This is a genomic window from Flectobacillus rivi (genome assembly GCF_030056655.1).
In the GTDB taxonomy this organism is placed as follows: domain Bacteria; phylum Bacteroidota; class Bacteroidia; order Cytophagales; family Spirosomataceae; genus Flectobacillus; species Flectobacillus rivi.
Map to the genome: position 1 here is coordinate 233,015 of NZ_JASHIE010000010.1, position 19,499 is coordinate 252,513.

Here is a 19,499-nt window from a genome sequence, read left to right on the forward strand (position 1 = left end):
AAAAGATTATAGACTTATCTTCAGTAAGTTAGAGGGGAAAGTGTCTTTTAATTGTCATACTAATAAATTGTATTTTTAAGTTTCTTTTTCCAAATTTGAATAAAAAATCTCTTTAAATTAATGGCTTAGACAGCCAACTATTTAGTTTTCCGTTTACAAAATATCTAATCACAGATTTAAAACATTATCGCCATTTAAGTTTTATCCGAGAAATGTTGGAATCAAAATCACTTGTCTTATACATGTGCACTAAAAACCTCTTTTTATTCACAAAAATTTTAACCATTATTATCTTAACAACCCTAACTACAAGAGCACAATTCGTTATAAAAGGTAGAGTTACAGATGCAAAAAATGGTGATCCGCTTCCTTTTGCCACAGTCGGTATCAAAGGTAAAAATATAGGTGCTCAAACCAACTTTGAGGGTATTTTTACTATTCGTGCAAAAGAACTCGGCGATTCTCTCTATGTAAGTACAGTAGGCTATAAAACTCGTACCAAAGCCATTGATAAAAAGTCAGCAAATCAAACTATTGATTTTCAGTTGGCGGGCGAAGCCAAGTCACTAGATGAAGTAATTGTTTATTCTGGAGAAAATCCTGCCTTTAAAATTCTTCGTAAACTTCGTGAGAATAGTGAAAAAAATGACCGCAAGCATTTGAGTGCTTATGAGTATGATTCCTATTCAAAAATGGAACTTGATGTAGATAATATTTCAGAAAAGTTCAAGAAGAAAAAGGTCATGAAGCAAATCCAAGGTGCCATTGACAAATTTGAAAAAATGGCAGGCGAAGATGGAAAGGCGGTTATTCCAACGTTTATTTCAGAAACAGTTTCTAAATTTTACTACCGTGAAAGCCCTTCTCGCAAAAAAGAAATGGTGCTCAAAAACAATGTAAAAGGAGTTGGTGTCAAAGAGGGAGGATTTGTGTCGCAATTGGTAGGAGGAAATCTTTTTGCCAACTACAACTTTTATAATAACTACGTCGCATTTCTAGGAAAAGATGTTATTTCGCCAATTGGTGAAAACTGGAAAGGTACCTATAAATGGTATTTGTCAGATACCACCGATATAGATGGACATATCTGCTATGGTATGGAGTTCGATCCTAAAAACGATAAAGATTTGGTATTTATCGGAAAAGCCTATATCGATACCACTACCTACGCTTTAGTACAGATAGATGCAACAGTAGGCAAAGAAGCCAATATCAACTTTATTGATAAGATTAAAATTTCTCAAGAGTTAACACAAACTTCTGAAGGAGCGTGGCTTCCTGCCAAAACACGTTTTTTGATTGATATTGCTGAAATTTCAAAGAATTCGGCTGGTATGCTTTTGAAAATGTATATCTCCAACAAGGACTTTGTGATTAATCAACCAAAGCCTCTAGCGTTTTACGATATTCCTGTCGAGGTAGCCGAGGATTCAAAAGAAACAGACCCTAAATTTTGGGAGCAAGCTCGTCATGAGCCTTTTAGTGCGCAAGATGTATTGGCCTCTAAGTTGATTGATACGGTTCGCAATGTCCCTATTGTACGAACGTATGTCGAAATTGCCGAGATTATTGCTAGTGGCTATAAGCGTTTCGACGGGTTAGAGATTGGACCATATTTGTATTCCATTGCTTTTAACCGTATTGAAGGAATGCGTTTGAGAATGGGCTTTAGAACTAATGCTGCCTTTAGCAAACGTTGGGTGTTTAAAGGATTTGCAGGAATTGGAACACGAGATTTGAAGATGAAATATGGTGCGGAAGCTAACTATATTTTGTCTAGAAGACACTGGACTGTTGCAGGAATTAAACATACCTATGACTTAGAACGCATAGGCTTAACACCTGAATTGATTTCAGATAATAAAATCTTCTATGCTTTTACGCGCTGGGGATTATATTCTGGAGCGTTTTATCGTCGAGAAAATGAAGCATTCATTAAAACAGAGCCAACAAAAGGAATTACTTTAACGGCATCTTTGATTCAACGAAATTTTGATCCTTTGTTTGCATTCAAGTACCGCACTAATCCCGAAATGAATCAACTGTCTCCTTCAAGAGATTATTATGATGATACATTTTTGACATTAGAAGCTCGTTTTGCTAAAAATGAAACCTATATCATGGATGGCAACGAACGAATCACACTCGATACTAAACGAGTTCCTGTGGTTACACTTACGTATCAACGAGGCTTGAAAGGATTTTTGAATGGCGATTTTGACTATCACAAATTTACAGCAAAAGTGTATCAAACATTTAGATTAGGTACACTTGGTCGTTCATCTTATTTGTTACAAGCTGGCTATACACCATCGAGTTTGCCTGCTCCATTATTGTATCCACACTTAGGAAACCAAACGCTATTCTTTAATAGAGCCGCATTTAATACAATGCACTATTTTGAATTTGTGAGTGATAAGTTTGTTTCTGTGCAATACAACCACAATTTTGAAGGATTATTATTCAATAGAATTCCTGCAATTCGTCAATTGAAATGGCGTCTTTTGGCAACAGCCAATATATTGTACGGTAGCCAAAAACAAGGGAATCAGCAATTGATGGATGATGCAATGCCAATATTTAATCCTCGACATCCTTCTAATATGCTTGAATCAAGGTTTAATTTTTCAAGCTTAGATCCAAATATTCCGTTTGTGGAGGTTGGTTATGGGATTGATAATATCTTTAAAATATTTAGAATTCAGGCATTTCATCGCCTCACTTACTTAGACCACTTGTCTCCATCGGGTAAATTACCAGATAAATTTACCATAAAAGGATCAGTACATTTTTCATTCTAAGTTATCAGCTCCTATTGAACGTAATGTTTGATAGGAGTTTTTTATTAAGTCCCTTGTTCTGTTATACCTTGTCAGACATCGAAAATGTCTTTGAGGAAGATAGTTTTTTTGCGATAAGGTATTTACTTTGTACAAAAAGTTTGTTTCAGCGCAGTTAATCATAGATAAGAAATGAACCTTTAGGCATATACGTATTGAGCAATGCGTATTACTGAGTATTTTCCATTATGTAAAATTACTGAGATTCTCCTCTGGTTCATTTCTATTGCATATCGCCATCTATGTGCCTCCTAAAGCCGAAGACATTAACTAGAAAATTTTGATGATTGATTGTCAAAAGCACCTTTTGACCGTATGTAAACTTGCGATTTGAAATTTAGACTATTGTAGATTTATAATTTTAAGTTTCGCATTTGAGCGGTTTTGCGAATGTCTACAAATTAAGGATTCTTTTTGTTTTGATAATTAGAGTAAACAACTGCTTAGAAATTCGAGATAATCGAAGCGGTCGCATTATCATTGAAATTCGAAATGATTGAAGCAGTGTACTGAGCGCCGAAGTTTGAGATAATCGAAGCCGTTTTATGGTTAAGTGTATCTTGGTTGTTGAATTTAGCAACCGTAGACTTAGAAACAGAAAGCTTGTTGTTAGTTGTGATAGTTTTCATGGCAATGAGAGTTTATAAATTTTTGAATGTTGTGTTATTTTCTGATAAAAGGGCTATTCTTAGAAATTCGAGATAATCGAAGCGGTAGCATTATCATTGAAATTCGAAATGATCGAAGCAGTGTACTGAGCGCCGAAGTTTGAGATAATCGAAGCCGTTTTATGGTTAAGGCTATCTTGGTTGTTGAATTTTGCAACCGTAGACTTAGCAACAGAGAGTTTATTGTTAGTTGTGATAGTTTTCATGGCAATGCGAGTTTATAAATTTTTGAATGTTGTGTTGTTACAGATAAAAGGGCTATTCTTAGAAATTCGAGATAATTGAAGCGGTCGCATTATCATTGAAATTCGAAATGATCGAAGCAGTGTACTGAGCGCCGAAGTTTGAGATAATCGAAGCCGTTTTGTGGTTAAGTGTATCTTGGTTGTTGAATTTTGCAACCGTAGATTTAGCAACAGAAAGCTTGTTGTTAGTTGTGATAGTTTTCATGGCAATGCGAGTTTATAAATTTTTGAATGTTGTGTTGTTACAGATAAAAAGGGCTATTCTTAGAAATTCGAGATAATTGAAGCGGTAGCATTATCATTGAAATTCGAAATGATCGAAGCAGTGTACTGAGCGCCGAAGTTTGAGATAATCGAAGCCGTTTTATGGTTAAGTGAATCTTGGTTATTGAATTTAGCAACCGTAGATTTAGAAACAGAAAGCTTGTTGTTAGTTGTGATAGTTTTCATGGCAATGCGAGTTTATAAATTTTTGAATGTTGTGTTGTTACAGATAAAAGGGCTATTCTTAGAAATTCGAGATAATTGAAGCGGTCGCATTATCATTGAAATTCGAAATGATCGAAGCAGTGTACTGAGCGCCGAAGTTTGAGATAATCGAAGCCGTTTTATGGTTAAGTGTATCTTGGTTGTTGAATTTTGCAACCGTAGATTTAGCAACAGAAAGCTTATTGTTAGTTGTGATAGTTTTCATGGCAATGCGAGTTTATAAATTTTTGAATGTTGTGTTGTTACAGATAAAAAGGGCTATTCTTAAAAATTCGAGATAATTGAAGCGGTAGCATTATCATTGAAATTCGAAATGATCGAAGCAGTGTACTGAGCGCCGAAGTTTGAGATAATCGAAGCCGTTTTATGGTTAAGTGAATCTTGGTTATTGAATTTAGCAACCGTAGATTTAGAAACAGAAAGCTTGTTGTTAGTTGTGATAGTTTTCATGGCAATGCGAGTTTATAAATTTTTGAATGTTGTGTTGTTACAGATAAAAGGGCTATTCTTAGAAATTCGAGATAATTGAAGCGGTCGCATTATCATTGAAATTCGAAATGATCGAAGCAGTGTACTGAGCGCCGAAATTTGAGATAATCGAAGCCGTTTTGTGGTTAAGTGTATCTTGGTTGTTGAATTTTGCAACCGTAGATTTAGCAACAGAAAGCTTGTTGTTAGTTGTGATAGTTTTCATGGCAATGCGAGTTTATAAATTTTTGAATGTTGTGTTGTTACAGATAAAAAGGGCTATTCTTAGAAATTCGAGATAATTGAAGCGGTAGCATTATCATTGAAATTCGAAATGATCGAAGCAGTGTACTGAGCGCCGAAGTTTGAGATAATCGAAGCCGTTTTGTGGTTAAGGGAATCTTGGTTGTTGAATTTAGCAACCGTAGATTTAGCAACAGAAAGCTTGTTATTTGTTGTAATATTTTTCATGGCAAAAATCTTTTATTTATTAAGTTATGTGTCTAGTAATTAGCTTCTTGCGAAGTGATGATACAAAGTTGTTCAAAAGATTTTGGCCTATTTATTTTATCGGATTAATCCGTTTATTATCAATCCGAATAGGAAGATTGTCTATTTTAATTTTTTAATTATCCTAAAAAATTCTATGTTGAATCGAACAGCAGATACACAGAAAAGGACTTCATGGGCTTCAAGGGAAGTAAGTACGCATGTGATGATTTGGGTCTTGTACACCATTTATTTTAGCTTACTACTTCATTTCTTTTATGGAGAGCCCATTACACCGAAGTTTATTCTACAGGCGATCGTGTATAGGATTGGCGATGCCATGCTGTTTTATGGGCTTGCGCTAATAGTTTTGCCCCGTTTTTTTTCAAAATCGAAAATTTTTCAGCTAATTCTGTCATTTTTAATATTGCTTGGTTTGTATTTAGGCTGGAGAGCATGGATAGAGTATATTTTGATGCCATGGTTGTTTAGCACGATAGGGACTAAAATAGCACAAATGATATCTTTGACTATCTTTAATGCCAATACTTATGTGATGTTTAGTGTGGGTTATTTCTTTGCTCTGAAGTCGATTAAACAGCAAAAAGAAATTGCTCATCAAGAAATTGCAATTGCGGAAAAAGATGCAGAAATTGCAAGACAAGACGCAGAACTGGCTATTTTAGCAAAAGAGAAAACTCTCGCCGAAATGGCATTTTTACGTGCGCAAATCAATCCTCACTTTTTGTACAATACCCTAAATATGCTGTACAGCAAAGTACGTGGTGCATCCAAAGAAGCAGGAAATATTATCCTGACATTTGCCGAAATGATGCGCTATGCTACCAGTACTCGTATGCAGCAAGATACCGTCGACTTAGAAGGGGAATTGGATTTTGTCAAGCAATATCTCGAACTACAAAGGCAACGTTTTAATAATAATATCTTTATTGATTATGAAGAACAAGGTGACTTCAGCTATTTTAGAATCATGCCAATGGTATTGATTACCATTGTTGAAAATAGCTTTAAACACGGCGAGCTTCATGACCCAGAGAGTCCTCTACAAATACGTGCGATTCTTGAAGATGATATTTTGACGTTCTCTACCTGGAACTTGAAACGAAAGGACGATAATCCTATCACTGATAAAGGTCAAACAGGTATTGGTATCGACAATATCAAAAAACGCCTTAAGGTTGTTCATGGCGATGCTCAAGAATTGAGCATAATTGATGATAAGGATGATTATGCTGTATTTTTTACCTTAAACTTTAACTATAACCCGAACGGAATATGATTAACTGTGTCGCAGTAGATGATGAGCAATCTGCCTTGGATATTGTGGTAGATTACATAAACGATACCCCATTTCTAAACTTAGTTGCGGCCACCACAAATCCCATGGAAGCGGTGGGTGTTTTACAGACTAAAGAAGTTGATTTGGTATTTGCAGATATTCAAATGCCTCGTATGAATGGCATGAACTTGGTGAGTCTTTTTGATGGTCGTATGAAATTTATCATGACTACAGGTTATCAAGAATACGCACTCAAAAGTTTTGAATATGGAGTACTCGACTATTTGGTGAAGCCGTTTTCATACCAAAGATTTTTGAAGGCTGTTAACAAAATGCCTTTTCACATGACCTTGGTTGAAGAGCCCAAACCTGCTGCTGCTCCAGAGCCACAGCCTGCCAAAAAAGAGGAATTCATTTTTGTGAAGGTAGATGTAAAAGGAAAATTCCATAAAGTGCTATTCAAAGATGTAGTGTACATGGAAGCCCAAAAAAATTATGCTTCTATTTACATGAAAGACGAACGTATTTCTACGAATTTAACATTGTCAGACTTAGAAAAACGTTTGCCTTCTGACAGATTTATGCGTGTACATCGCTCGTATATTATTTCGATGGAAAAAATTACAGGCATAGAGGGTGACGAAGTGTTACTCGATAAAGTAGTGCGTATTCCAATTGGTGATACTTATTCAGAAGAATTTACAAAAGTTATTGAAGGAAGTATTTTCTTTAAAGATAAAGATAGTGCTACCTTGATTGATAAACGATTGACAAATTAAGGTTTTCACGGTTATACCTGTTGTTAGGATTTTTCTGAAGAATCACAAAATCAAGGACTTAATTTTGTTCGAAAACCTCAATAGCTAAACCTAAAGATATTTATTTGTTTCAATATCCATGTTCTTAGAAAAGCTGTTTTGTAGCAATACAAACAGCTTTTTTCATGTAATTCCCACTTAATTTGTATTTATTTTGAACCCGTTGGATTATTCTAAGAACTTTTATTGCTTAATAGGTTTTGCATAAAGTTTCATTTATTTTTGTTTAGAGAGCAATTTATTATACAACAAAAGTGCTAAAATTTGAAATCGGATAGGTAAGTAGTAACTAATAGGTTATGAACTTAGAAATTCCAGTTGAACAGAAGTTATTCGGTGTTTTTATGGTAAAAATTAGAGATAAATCTTTACTCAAAATGCACAAATGAAAATCTTCTTGTTTCGAGAACCCAGATGTTAGACATTGCTTTTATTACAACATTCCGATTTTTACTTAATAATCTACTAGCAAAAAATGTTAACCCTACTCGTTGTTGTTTGTACAGTACTTGCCTATTTGTTAGGTTCCATCCCAACGGCTATTTGGTATGGCGAAGCTTATTTTGGAATCGACGTGCGCAAGCATGGAAGTGGTAATGCAGGCGCTACCAATACTTTTAGAGTGTTAGGTAAAAGAGCAGGAACTGTCGTGTTGTTGATTGATGCTATTAAGGGGTGGATTTCTACTTCGTTGGCATTGATGCTTTATTATGGTCACATGGTTGAATGGAACGAATGCCAAACTTTAAAGTTAATTTTTGGTTTTGCTGCTGTAGTTGGACATATTTTTCCTGTATTTTCAAATTTTAAGGGAGGCAAAGGGGTAGCAACGCTCTTGGGTATGGTAATGTCGGTGCATCCTGAGGCTGCTTTAGTATGTATGGTAATTTTCTTTGTAGTATTTATGTCGTTTCATTATGTATCATTGGGGGCTATTATTGCATCTTTAGCGTTTCCTGTGCTTTTATTGTTACGTACATTTGGTAAAGAAAATGAATCGGTAATTGTCTTTGGATTTATGCTTTTTGGGATGATTGTCATTACACATCGTAAAAATATTGTACGCTTAATGAGAGGACAAGAAAGTCGAATTTATCTAAGAAAAAAGAAAGAGTAATCTTTTAACTGGTAATATAATTCTGATGTAAATGTTTCCTTACGATTATGACGTCTGTTGATACCAAACTCGTAATGATAACTCCATAATAACTTACTATATTTGTACCTCCAATTACTAAGTAGTTGGAGGTATTTTTTTGAAATCAATCATCAACGTCTATGCAAGGCTATATTGAGCAAAATAAAGAGAAGTTTTTGAATGAACTTCTTGATTTATTGAGAATTCCATCGGTGAGTGCCGATTCAAAATTTAAGGGTGATGTACGTAAAGCAGCAGAATTTGTAGCCGAAAAAATTCAGGCAGCAGGAGCTGATTTAGTAGAGATATGCGAAACGGCAGGCCATCCTATTGTTTTTGGACAAAAAATTATTGATGAAACCCTTCCTACGGTGTTGGTATATGGTCACTACGATGTACAACCAGCTGATCCTTACGAATTGTGGAATTCTCCTCCATTTGAGCCAGTAGTAAAGGATGGTAAAATCTATGCTCGTGGAGCTTGTGACGACAAAGGCCAGTTTTATATGCATATCAAAGCTTTCGAAGCTATGATGGCAACAAATGCTTTGCCATGCAACGTAAAGTTTATGATTGAGGGCGAAGAAGAAATTGGTTCGGACAACCTTGGTATCTTTGTGGCGGCAAATAAGGATAGATTGAAAGCTGATGTAATCTTAATTTCGGATACTGCTATTATCGCTAATGATACGCCATCTATTGATGTTGGTTTGAGAGGATTGAGCTATCTTGAAGTTGAGGTAACAGGACCTAACCGTGATTTGCATTCGGGTGTATATGGTGGTGCCGTAGCAAACCCAATCAATGTGTTGAGTAAAATGATTGCTTCGTTGCATGACGAAAATAATCATATTACTATTCCTACATTTTACGATGATGTGATCGATTTGACAGCAGAAGAGCGTGCAGCAATGGCTCAAACGCCATTCAACTTGGATGCTTACAAAGAAGACTTAGATATTAATGATGTATATGGCGAAACAGGTTATTCGACTATCGAACGTGCCTCAATTCGTCCAACACTTGATGTAAATGGTATTTGGGGTGGTTATATTGGAGAAGGAGCCAAAACTGTTTTACCTTCTAAAGCATACGCCAAAATCTCAATGCGTTTGGTACCAAACCAACAGTCGGATAAAATTACAGCTTTGTTCACTAAACATTTTGAGTCTATTGCTCCAGCTGGTGTACAGGTGAAAGTTCGTCCTCACCATGGAGGAGAGCCTTATGTAACGCCAACCAATTCAGTTGAGTATTTGGCAGCAGCCAAAGCAATGGAGGAAGCATTTGGTAAAAAGCCTGTTCCAACACGTGGAGGAGGAAGTATTCCAATTGTGGCTTTATTTGAGAAAGAGTTACAAGTGAAAACGGTATTGATGGGCTTTGGGTTAGATTCAGATGCGATTCACTCTCCAAATGAGCATTATGGCTTGTTTAATTTTTATAAAGGAATAGAGACAATTCCATTGTTCTTTAAATATTACACAGAAATGGCTCAGTAATGAGCCTACAAGGGCTTTGCTTTGTTGTGGAGGTTTACCCATAAACAAAAGATTTGCTCTTATAGATGAAAACAAACTTTTAGTTCTGGACAAAGGGTTGATACTCGATAGCTAGAAACTAAATTTACGCAGGTAATAGCGCAGACATTGATTGAATCAATGCTGGGTGTAAAATAAATTTATTTAAAATTTACATTCATGATTCAGCACTATTACTTAATTGTCACTTTGTACAATATCGCTCAATTCGATACTATGGCGGTTTAGGAGTGGGAATCTATTTCAAACCCTTCTAGAAGAAACAGACCCAATATTTTGTTTTGTAAAACTATGTCACAAGAAATCAACTTAGAAACACTCACAACCGAGGCAAGTTCAAAATATAATAACCTCGATGAAATGTCTATTACGGCCATTTTGGAAGGTATTAACAATGAGGACAAAACAGTACCACACGCTGTTGAGAAGGCTATTCCACAAATTGAAGCTTTAGTTAGCCAAATTGTTCCAAGAATGAAGCAAGGCGGTCGCCTGTTTTACATTGGAGCAGGTACTAGCGGCAGATTAGGTATCGTAGATGCCTCAGAATGCCCTCCAACATTTGGTGTTCCTTTTGACTTGGTTATTGGTATCATTGCGGGTGGCGATACTGCTATTCGCAAGGCTGTAGAGTATGCCGAAGATGATGAAGAACAAGCTTGGAAGGACCTCGAACAGTACGATATCAACGAACTAGATACCGTAGTCGGAATTGCTGCTTCTGGGCGTACACCTTATGTTATTGGCGGTCTTCGTACTGCTCGTAACAATGGGGTATTGACTGGTTCGGTTTCTTGTAACATAGGAAGTGAAATTTCAAAAGAAGCAGAGTTTCCTATTGAGGTAGTCGTAGGGCCAGAGTTTGTAACAGGTAGTACACGTATGAAATCAGGTACTGCACAAAAACTGATTCTTAATATGATTTCGACCTCTGTAATGATACAATTAGGTCGTATTCGTGGCAACAAAATGGTGGATATGCAGTTGAGCAACCACAAATTAGTAGCAAGAGCCGAAAATATGATTATCAGAGAATTAGGAATCGATAGAACCCTCGCTGAAACACTCTTGCAAGAGCATGGTAGTGTGCGCAAAGCAATAGATGCTTATCGCTCTTCTTTACGTTAACAAACCATTAACATAGAGCTTAGTACTTTTAGCTTAATATTGTCGTTGAAAGAGTATAGAAAAAATTTGAGAAGTACAATTATAAGATTTTCAGAATTGACAAGGTGTTTAATAGAGTTATCTCTTTTGAAAACTAATTCTTAGGATTCTGTAGCTTTTAAAATTAAATTTTACCGAAAAATCAAGAAACACATAGGTAATGATAAATAAATCATCTTTTTGTCTTTATTTTGTATTTCGAGAAGATTGGTGAAATAATATTTGGTAATAGGCTTACTATCTTAAATTTTATTTTACTTTATTATTCAATTCCTTAAGAAACCCTTTGAATTACAAATGAAAAAAGTTGTTTTGAGCTCTCTAATACTTGCTGCATTTGCAATCAATGCAAAAGCAGAAGATTTCCCAGAAGACATCAAACCATTGATGACTAAATATACTTGTACTGCTTGTCACAAAGTAGATACTCGTTTGGTGGGTCCAGCTTACACAGATGTTGCTAAGAAAAAATATACTAACGAGAAAATCGTTGAATTGATTGCTAATCCAAAGCCATCAAACTGGCCAGGTTATCCTCCAATGGCAGCTATGAAAAACGTTCCAAAGGACGATGCTATCAAAATTGCTACTTGGATTAACTCGTTAAGAAAGAAGAAATAAGAATTATACGATTCTGTGAAAAACCTTGGTAATGTCATAATTACCAAGGTTTTTTGTTTTTTAAGTCTTGAAATTAGCAGAAAGCACAACTAATGGTCTCTTTTTTGTGTTATGATTAAAATCACTTTATGGTATATTGACTAATGAGTGGTTCAATGGTTTATATCTAATCGCTACGACTATGCACAAATATCAGGTAATATTTCAATTTGAACTGGACGAAGAGTTACTCTCAAAAGTACCTCAACATCGTAACTTTATAGGAGAGTTGATTCAGAAAGGAATTATAGATTCGTATGCGATTTCGGCCGAGTCTACGCAAGGCTGGATTATTATGAATGCTAATAGCAAAAAAGAGGTACTACAAACTTTAGAAAAGTCGCCCATATATCACAAGTGGGATGTAGAGGTCGAGCAACTAGTGATTTATGATTCACAGTTGTATCGTTTTCCCAAACTTGTAATGAATTAAAGTCATAAAAAAAGGAGTGATAGAAACCTATCACTCCTTTTTTATGACTTGTTCAATAACGACTATTCAGCAGCAGTTTCTGTTTTTACTTCAAATGCTTCTGGCAAGTTTTTCAAAAGTGTATTGAACCAGTTGATGATTTTCTTTACATCAGATGGGTAAACACGCTCACGGTCAAAGTCTGGAGCAACTTCGCTTAAAATTGCATAAAGCTCTTCGTCTGAGGCAGTTTTTGTATTTAATTCAACACCTTCGTTATATTTTTCTTTAAGAGCAAAGAAAATGTCAGCCAAAGGAACTGAACTATCTTGATGATCCGACATATATACTGAAATATCTTTCAAAACTGATACGCGTGCATTAGCTCCTACCACAGAACGTTCTTTTTTTCCATCAAGGCTTTCTACGATAACGCCAGTACGAGTAGGTTTTAAAATTCTGTATAATCCGCTTTTACCTGAAATATTAGCTACTTCTTTTAGTAATTCCATATGATATCTTAATAATTTGTTTTTACAAAATTAGTTATTTAAGGCTTTGACAAGTGTACTTGACAAGAGTATTTCGTCAAAAAGACCTAAAATTATTTCTAACTACGGCTTAAAGCCCTGATTAAGCTCGTCAATATATGCTAGAATCTCCTCACGACCAGTTCCATTAACGGATGACGTCACAAAATATTGTGGCATTTCTTCCCATGTTTCCAGCATGATTTGTTCATAAATAGCAAGATTTTTATTCACTGCCGTATTTGAAAGCTTGTCGGCTTTTGTGAAAACGATGCAGAATGGAAGTCCATTTTCTCCAAGTTTTTGCATAAACTCAACGTCTACTTTCTGTGGTTCATGTCTTACATCGATAAGTACAAAAGTACATACAAGATTGGTTCTGAGTGTAAGATATTCATTAATCATTTTTTCGAATTTCTCACGCTCAACTTTGCTCACTTTAGCATAGCCATATCCTGGCAAATCGACCAAATACCAGTCTTCATTGATAAAAAAGTGATTGATAAGTTGTGTTTTCCCAGGAGTTTGGGATGTTTTAGCAAGGTTCTTTTTTCTAACAATGCTATTGATAAGAGATGACTTTCCTACGTTGGATCTTCCGATAAAGGCATATTCAGGCTTATCAGCCTTGGGACATTGCTGATAAGTGGAATTACTCATTAAAAAAGACGCTTGAGTGATTTTCATGGCGCTAAATTTTATGGTGAAAAGCGATAAGCTCCTCTTTTTTTAAATTATGAATTTACTAAGTCTAGCATTTTGCAAGAAATAGTAATATATTAGCACAAATAATGCCCTCTCAGGGTGTCTTTGTGTCAAATAAGTTTGTTAGTTTTAACAAACATCCGCAAATTTACACAATTTTAATTATCCGCTCTCTTACTCTACATATAAGAGTTAATTGTAAAATATAGTGACAGATGGGATTTGGTTACGTCTATATGACGTAATTGTTGGTGACGTGGTTTATAAATGTCACTTTTTTTTTATTGTAACGACACGTAAATTTGTTATTAAATCCTTAACACCTGATAAATTTTTCTAACCATGAAGAAAAATTACTATTCGCTATTGTTAACGATAGCAACCCTAAGTATGGTCTCGACGGCAGTTGACGCCCAAAATGACCTACCGCCTAACGCTGTTAATGGCAAGTGTTATGCGAAATGTTTGAAGCCAGCACAATTTACCACTAAGTCACAACAATTTGTATCTAAAGAAGCAGGTAAAACTTTATCAGTAGTTCCTGCAGTATTAGGTACAGAGACAAAATCAATTGTTGTAAAAGAAGCTGCAAAACGCTTAGAAGTAGTTCCTGCTGCATACAAAACAGTTTCGGAACAAGTATTGGTAAAAGAAGCAGGTAAATCAGTTACAGTAATCCCTGCGGTTTACAAAACAGAAACAGAAACTATCTTGGTAAAAGAAGCTTCTAAAAAATTGGAAGTTGTACCTGCACAGTACAAAACAGTAACAGAACAAGTATTTGTAGGCGGATGTCCAACTGGATCTTATATGGCTGGTTCATGGGATAACCAACGCAGAGCTTTTGTTCGCCCAGATGGTTCTGAATTGACAGGCTCTCCTTGTAAAAAATTGGAAGTAGTTCCAGCAGTATTGAAAACTGAAACAGAACAATACGTGGCAAAACCTGCTTCAAAAAGCTACACTGTGATTCCTGCAGTGTACAAAACTGAAACAGAAAAATATGTGGTAAAACCTGCATATTCTCGCTTGGAAGTTATTCCAGCAGAGTTTAAAACTGTTACAGAAACAATTTTAGTAAAAGAAGCATCTAAAGTATTGACAGTCATTCCTGGAACTTTCAAAAAAGTAACAGAAAGACGTCTGACGAAAGAAGCGTCTAAAACTTTGACACCGAATGCCTTTACTTACAAGACTGTAACCGAGCAAGTATTGGTAAAAGAAGCTGCCAAAAAATTGGAAGTTGTTCCTGCTCAATATAAAACTGTAACTGAGCAAGTATTAGTGAAAGAAGCTACTACTGCTTTGGTGACAACTCCTCCAGTGTACGAAACAGTTACTGAAAAAGTAAAAATTCGTGATGAATATACAAAATACGAAAAAGGTAAAGCTGATCCATCATGTTTGTCTGCTAACCCTGATGACTGTCGTATCTTGTGTCTTGTAACGGTTCCTGCTGAATACAAAACAATTACTAAGCAAGTATTAAAAACTCCAGCTGGTACAAAAGAAGTAGTAACTCCTGCACAATACACTACTATCACTCGCCAGATTTTGGCTTCGCCTGCTACTGTGAAGGAAACAGTGATTCCTGCAGAATACAAAACTTTCTCAAAGCAAGTATTGGTAGCTCCTGCTGACTTAGCTTCTGCAAAAGACGTGGTTGCTGAGTACGAAACTTATACTAAAGAAGTTGTTGACCAACCTGCTAGAGTTGTAGAAAAAGAAATTCCTGCTGAATACAAAACTATCAGCAAAACCGTAATTGCAAAGTCTGCTTCAACTCGCGAAACAGCTATTCCTGCTGAGTATGCATCGGTAACTAAACAAGTTTTGGTAAAAGATGCTGAAGTAAAAGAACAAGTGATTCCTGCAGTGTATGCTACACGTACAAAACAAGTGGTAGGTACTCCAGCAAAATCTGTTGAAATTGATGTTCCTACGCCTTGCGTAGCACCTGGTACTACGCCAAATGCTGCTGTGGCAAGCATCAAGCTTCCAAACGGACAAAGCTGTTACCAAGTATTGACAAAGCAAATTGTAGCAGCTCCTGCATCTACTCGCGAAGTAGTGATTCCAGCAGTATATGCTACTCGTCAAAAACAAGTATTGGTATCTCCAGCTACAACAAAAGTTGTTGAAACTCCAGCTCAATACGAAACTCGCGTACGTCAGTTACTAGCGGCGCAAGCTACGACTAAAGAAACAGAGATTCCGGCTGAGTCAAAAACTTATACTCGTACTGTAGTTAAGTCTGCGGCTAAAACTACTGAAAAGACTATTCCTGCTGAGTATGGTTCATTCGTAACTACTACAAAAGTGGCAGACAATATGTACGCTGATTGGGTAGAAGTAATTTGTGGTAACAAATTGACAGTAGAAAAAATTATCCAAATCCAACGTGCTTTGAAAGTTAAAGGTTACGATCCAGGTCCTATCGATGATGTAATTGGACCAAGAACTCGTGCTGCCTTGACTCAATTCCAGAAAGATAACAACCTTCCATTGGGTAATATCAATATCGAAACATTGAAAGCCTTAGGCTTGAACGATAACTAACAGGGATTAGATAAGGATTTTAATAGCATAGCTCCGTAGCAACACTACGGAGCTTTTTGCGTTATAAAAGGTAGTACATTGGGTACAAAGATTTCTGGAAATTTGTAATTTGATGAATAATACCATTTTCTCTTGACATCCACTTCTATGAAACTGTTTACTTCTATACTAAGCTTATTGTTGTTCCTGAACCATTCGCTAAAAGCTCAGGACAAGATCATACCTATTGATAATATCCTAGATGCATCATTTTTTCAAGGTACCTATCAAGAAGCATTACAAGAAGCTAAAAAGTTGCGTAAACCTATCTTGCTTACTTTTTCGGCAAGTTGGTGCCAGCCTTGTCAAAAGCTTGAGGCAGAAAGCTTCTCAGAGCCAGAGGTAGCCTCATTGTTAAGTTTACGATATGTTTCTAAAATTGTAGATGTAGAACAATTTACAGGTATGGATGTGGCTGATATCTATAAAGTTTCGGAATATCCTATTACGATTATTTTGGATGAAAGGGGTAAAGAACTCGAACGCCTTAAAGGTTTTTTCCCTCCAGAATACCTGCTCAAAACCTTGTTGAAATACAAAAAGACTATCTCGAAATAGGATTCTTTGGGTTTATCTTCTTTTTCAAAATCCCATACCGAAATATTGCCGTATATTTGCGGTAATATTATACGAGCCGGCCTACTATGACATACATATCAAGGCACTCGAATTGCTGAATCAATGGAAAACTTACAGAACGATTTAATATTGAGAGCTGCGCGTGGGCAGCAAGTAGAGCGTGTGCCTGTTTGGATGATGCGTCAAGCGGGTAGAATTTTAGCTGAATATCGTGCCGTTCGCGAAAAAGCAGGGAGTTTTATTCAACTAGCGACAACCCCAGAATTAGCTGCTGAAGTAACGATTCAGCCTGTGGATATTTTAGGTGTAGATGCCGCAATTATTTTTTCTGATATTTTGGTAGTTCCCGAAGCTATGGGCTTACCTTATGTGATGGAAGAAAAAGTAGGTCCTATTTTTCCTACTACGATTCATTCGATGGCAGATGTGGAAAAGCTACGTGTTGCTAATCCAGAGGAGGAGCTTAAATATGTATTGGATGCCATCAAAATTGTAAAATCAGAATTGAATGGCCGTGTGCCTTTAATTGGCTTTGCTGGTGCACCGTTTACGTTACTTTGCTATATGATTGAAGGAAGAGGCTCAAAGACTTTTTCTAAAGCAAAAAAAGCATTGTACTCTGAGCCTGAATTATCACATGCTCTTTTACAAAAAATTACAGATACTACTATTGCTTACCTAAAAGCTCAAATTGCAGCAGGAGCTAATTTAGTTCAGATTTTTGACTCTTGGGCTGGTATCCTTTCTCCTGAACAATATCGTATTTATTCATTGCCGTATATTGCTCAAATTTGCGATGCTATTACCGAAGTACCTGTAACAGTATTTGCTAAAGGTGCATTCTTTGCTCGTGAAGATATGGGTAAATTGAATTGTGATGTTGTGGGTCTTGATTGGAATATGGATATTGCTGAATCAAGAAAATTGGTTGGCGATTCAAAAACATTACAAGGAAATCTTGATCCATGTGTATTGTATAGCTCATTTGACGAAATCAAAAAGCACACTCGTTCAATGATTCAGCAATTTGGAACACAGAAATACATTGCAAACTTAGGACACGGCGTATATCCAGATACTAATCCAGATAAAGTAAAATGCTTTATCGATACCGTAAAGGAATACCAAGCATAGAGAAAATTGCGGATTTCGGATTTCGGATGTTGGATTTCGGAACTATGACCCACTTTTTGGGGAATCTTTTTTATACTTCCGCAATCAGAAATCTCCAATCCGCAATTCTTTGACATTATCAAAAAGGCTCAGTACAAATCGTACTGAGCCTTTTGAATTTCTACAAAGCTATAATTATATGATTATAAACTGCGGATGTTGCTTACTTCGCGCTATAGTTTGGAGCTTCCTTCGAGATAGTAATATCGTGTGGATGGCTTTCTTTTACCCCTGCTGCTGTAATTTTCACGAAGCGTGCTTTTTGCATTTCAGTGATATTTTTAGCACCACAGTATCCCATACCTGCTTTCAAACCACCTACCATTTGGTAAATGATTTCAGATACAGAGCCTTTGAATGGTACACGACCCACGATACCTTCTGGAACTAGTTTCTTAATATCGTCTTCTGCATCTTGGAAATAACGGTCTTTCGAACCATCTTCCATTGCTTCTAGAGAACCCATACCACGGTATGTTTTGAATTTACGTCCTTCGAAGATAATCACTTCACCTGGAGCCTCGTCAGTACCAGCTAACATTGAGCCAATCATTACTGTACTAGCACCACCAGCGATTGCTTTTGCAATATCACCAGAGAAACGGATACCACCATCAGCAATAATAGGAACCCCTAAGTCAGCTACTGCTTTAGCTGCTTCGTATACGGCTGTAAGCTGTGGCATACCCACACCAGCAATAATACGAGTTGTACAGATACTACCAGGACCAACACCTACTTTAACAGCGTCGGCACCTGCTTCAGCTAGAGCTCTTGCGCCCTCGCCAGTAGCTACGTTACCCACGATTACGTCTAGGTCTGGGAATTGAGCTTTCACACGTTTCAAGGCTTCAATTACACCTTTAGAATGCCCGTGAGCTGTATCGATACTAATTACGTCAACTCCAACAGCTACAAGCGCTTGAACACGCTCCAACAAATCTGGAGTAACACCAACCGCAGCCCCTACGCGCAAACGACCTAATGTGTCTTTTGATGCGTAAGGATTATTTTTGCGTTTGATAATATCTTTATAGGTTACCAATCCAATCAACTTATTGTTTCCGTCAACGATTGGTAATTTTTCAATTTTAAATTCTTGTAAAATGCTTTCTGCATCGTCCAAAGAGATTCCTTTTTGAGCTGTAATCAAACCATCTTTAGTCATGATTTCATTGACAGTTTTGGTCAAATCTTTTTGGAAACGTAAATCACGGTTTGTTAAAATACCGATAAGTTTACCTTCTGAATCGATCACTGGAATACCTCCAATTTTAAATTCACGCATGATACGGTGAGCATCACCAAGTGTTTGACCGTCAGTAAGTGTTACAGGATCGATAATCATACCAGATTCCGAACGTTTTACTTTTCTTACTTGCGCAGCTTGCTGTGCAATGGTCATATTTTTGTGGATAATACCAATACCTCCTTCTTGAGCCATCGCAATAGCCAAATCAGCTTCGGTAACTGTATCCATAGCAGCCGAAATCATTGGAGTATTAAGCGTGATGTTGCGAGTAAGTTTGGTCTGAGTGCTAGTTTCTCTCGGAAGAATTTCTGAGTAAGCAGGAAGAAGCAATACGTCGTCGTATGTTAATGCTTCGTATAAGAACTTGGATGTGTCTAACATGGCAAATAGCTTTGATTTGTTATTTGCCAGACAAATTTACGACGAG

General features: G+C 36.5%; 22 protein-coding genes. 11 read left to right on the top strand and 11 right to left on the bottom strand.

Translation table 11 applies throughout. The features are described 5' to 3' along the window. Window positions 1-242: 242 nt before the first annotated feature. Window positions 243-2,801, top strand: a complete 2,559-nt coding sequence (locus tag QM481_RS15320; protein ID WP_283382357.1) for a DUF5686 and carboxypeptidase-like regulatory domain-containing protein — start codon at window positions 243-245, stop codon at window positions 2,799-2,801. A gap of 482 nt (window positions 2,802-3,283) precedes the next feature. Here the strand turns inward: QM481_RS15320 and QM481_RS15325 are convergent, their stop codons facing one another. From QM481_RS15325 to QM481_RS15360, 8 genes are read right to left on the bottom strand one after another with little or no spacing between them, the layout of a single operon-like run. Then, entirely contained in the window at window positions 3,284-3,469 is a 186-nt protein-coding gene (locus tag QM481_RS15325; protein WP_283382358.1) for a hypothetical protein, read from the bottom strand. Window positions 3,470-3,528: 59 nt separating this feature from the next. Further along, on the bottom strand, window positions 3,529-3,714 hold the full coding sequence (locus QM481_RS15330) for a hypothetical protein (RefSeq protein ID WP_166550015.1): 186 nt from the start codon (window positions 3,712-3,714) through the stop codon (window positions 3,529-3,531). 58 nt (window positions 3,715-3,772) lie between these two features. Then, entirely contained in the window at window positions 3,773-3,958 is a 186-nt protein-coding gene (locus QM481_RS15335) for a hypothetical protein (protein WP_166550014.1), read from the bottom strand. A gap of 59 nt (window positions 3,959-4,017) precedes the next feature. Then, on the bottom strand, window positions 4,018-4,203 hold the full coding sequence (locus QM481_RS15340) for a hypothetical protein (protein ID WP_166550018.1): 186 nt from the start codon (window positions 4,201-4,203) through the stop codon (window positions 4,018-4,020). Window positions 4,204-4,261: 58 nt separating this feature from the next. Then, window positions 4,262-4,447 (bottom strand): hypothetical protein, encoded by a 186-nt coding sequence (locus tag QM481_RS15345; RefSeq protein WP_166550014.1) that lies wholly within the window; start codon window positions 4,445-4,447, stop codon window positions 4,262-4,264. A 59-nt stretch (window positions 4,448-4,506) separates the two neighbouring features. Beyond that, window positions 4,507-4,692 carry a hypothetical protein gene (locus QM481_RS15350; protein WP_166550018.1) on the bottom strand — a complete coding sequence of 62 codons (186 nt, stop codon included), beginning with the start codon at window positions 4,690-4,692 and terminating at the stop codon, window positions 4,507-4,509. A gap of 58 nt (window positions 4,693-4,750) precedes the next feature. After that, window positions 4,751-4,936 (bottom strand): hypothetical protein, encoded by a 186-nt coding sequence (locus tag QM481_RS15355; RefSeq protein WP_166550014.1) that lies wholly within the window; start codon window positions 4,934-4,936, stop codon window positions 4,751-4,753. Between the two features lie 59 nt (window positions 4,937-4,995). After that, complete coding sequence (locus QM481_RS15360) at window positions 4,996-5,181, bottom strand: hypothetical protein (protein ID WP_166550019.1); 186 nt, start codon at window positions 5,179-5,181, stop codon at window positions 4,996-4,998. A gap of 175 nt (window positions 5,182-5,356) precedes the next feature. Here QM481_RS15360 and QM481_RS15365 point away from each other — a divergent pair, with 175 nt between their 5' ends. From QM481_RS15365 to QM481_RS15395, 7 genes are all read left to right on the top strand, one after another. Further along, window positions 5,357-6,499 (top strand): sensor histidine kinase, encoded by a 1,143-nt coding sequence (locus QM481_RS15365; protein WP_283382359.1) that lies wholly within the window; start codon window positions 5,357-5,359, stop codon window positions 6,497-6,499. Then, window positions 6,496-7,278: a LytR/AlgR family response regulator transcription factor gene (locus QM481_RS15370; protein ID WP_166550021.1), complete on the top strand. Its 783-nt coding sequence runs from the start codon at window positions 6,496-6,498 to the stop codon at window positions 7,276-7,278. The genes QM481_RS15365 and QM481_RS15370 overlap by 4 nt, the downstream gene beginning before the upstream one ends. 514 nt (window positions 7,279-7,792) lie before the next feature. Next, complete coding sequence (plsY, locus tag QM481_RS15375; RefSeq protein WP_166550022.1) at window positions 7,793-8,434, top strand: glycerol-3-phosphate 1-O-acyltransferase PlsY; 642 nt, start codon at window positions 7,793-7,795, stop codon at window positions 8,432-8,434. A gap of 161 nt (window positions 8,435-8,595) precedes the next feature. Further along, the gene (locus tag QM481_RS15380) at window positions 8,596-9,957 is read left to right on the top strand and encodes a dipeptidase (protein ID WP_283382360.1); all 1,362 of its coding nucleotides are present in this window, start codon (window positions 8,596-8,598) and stop codon (window positions 9,955-9,957) included. Between the two features lie 330 nt (window positions 9,958-10,287). Then, entirely contained in the window at window positions 10,288-11,124 is an 837-nt protein-coding gene (murQ, locus tag QM481_RS15385; protein WP_166550024.1) for an N-acetylmuramic acid 6-phosphate etherase, read from the top strand. A 336-nt stretch (window positions 11,125-11,460) separates the two neighbouring features. After that, a complete protein-coding gene (locus tag QM481_RS15390) occupies window positions 11,461-11,784 on the top strand; it encodes a c-type cytochrome (protein WP_095161374.1) in 324 nt (107 codons plus the stop codon). A 181-nt stretch (window positions 11,785-11,965) separates the two neighbouring features. After that, on the top strand, window positions 11,966-12,256 hold the full coding sequence (locus QM481_RS15395; protein ID WP_166550025.1) for a hypothetical protein: 291 nt from the start codon (window positions 11,966-11,968) through the stop codon (window positions 12,254-12,256). 62 nt (window positions 12,257-12,318) lie between these two features. Here the strand turns inward: QM481_RS15395 and QM481_RS15400 are convergent, their stop codons facing one another. Both QM481_RS15400 and yihA read right to left on the bottom strand, forming a co-directional pair. After that, complete coding sequence (locus QM481_RS15400; protein WP_166550026.1) at window positions 12,319-12,747, bottom strand: DUF5606 family protein; 429 nt, start codon at window positions 12,745-12,747, stop codon at window positions 12,319-12,321. A gap of 102 nt (window positions 12,748-12,849) precedes the next feature. Beyond that, window positions 12,850-13,452 carry a ribosome biogenesis GTP-binding protein YihA/YsxC gene (gene yihA, locus QM481_RS15405; protein ID WP_283382361.1) on the bottom strand — a complete coding sequence of 201 codons (603 nt, stop codon included), beginning with the start codon at window positions 13,450-13,452 and terminating at the stop codon, window positions 12,850-12,852. Window positions 13,453-13,812: 360 nt separating this feature from the next. Between yihA and QM481_RS15410 the strand changes: the two genes are divergently transcribed. From QM481_RS15410 to hemE, 3 genes are all read left to right on the top strand, one after another. Continuing rightward, window positions 13,813-16,029 carry a peptidoglycan-binding domain-containing protein gene (locus QM481_RS15410; RefSeq protein ID WP_283382362.1) on the top strand — a complete coding sequence of 739 codons (2,217 nt, stop codon included), beginning with the start codon at window positions 13,813-13,815 and terminating at the stop codon, window positions 16,027-16,029. A 147-nt stretch (window positions 16,030-16,176) separates the two neighbouring features. Then, window positions 16,177-16,626 (top strand): thioredoxin family protein, encoded by a 450-nt coding sequence (locus QM481_RS15415; protein WP_283382363.1) that lies wholly within the window; start codon window positions 16,177-16,179, stop codon window positions 16,624-16,626. Window positions 16,627-16,749: 123 nt separating this feature from the next. Then, window positions 16,750-17,781 (top strand): uroporphyrinogen decarboxylase, encoded by a 1,032-nt coding sequence (gene hemE / locus QM481_RS15420; protein WP_166550030.1) that lies wholly within the window; start codon window positions 16,750-16,752, stop codon window positions 17,779-17,781. 202 nt (window positions 17,782-17,983) lie between these two features. Here hemE and guaB read toward each other — a convergent pair whose 3' ends face one another. Continuing rightward, window positions 17,984-19,453 carry an IMP dehydrogenase gene (gene guaB / locus QM481_RS15425; RefSeq protein WP_166550031.1) on the bottom strand — a complete coding sequence of 490 codons (1,470 nt, stop codon included), beginning with the start codon at window positions 19,451-19,453 and terminating at the stop codon, window positions 17,984-17,986. Window positions 19,454-19,499: the final 46 nt, after the last annotated feature.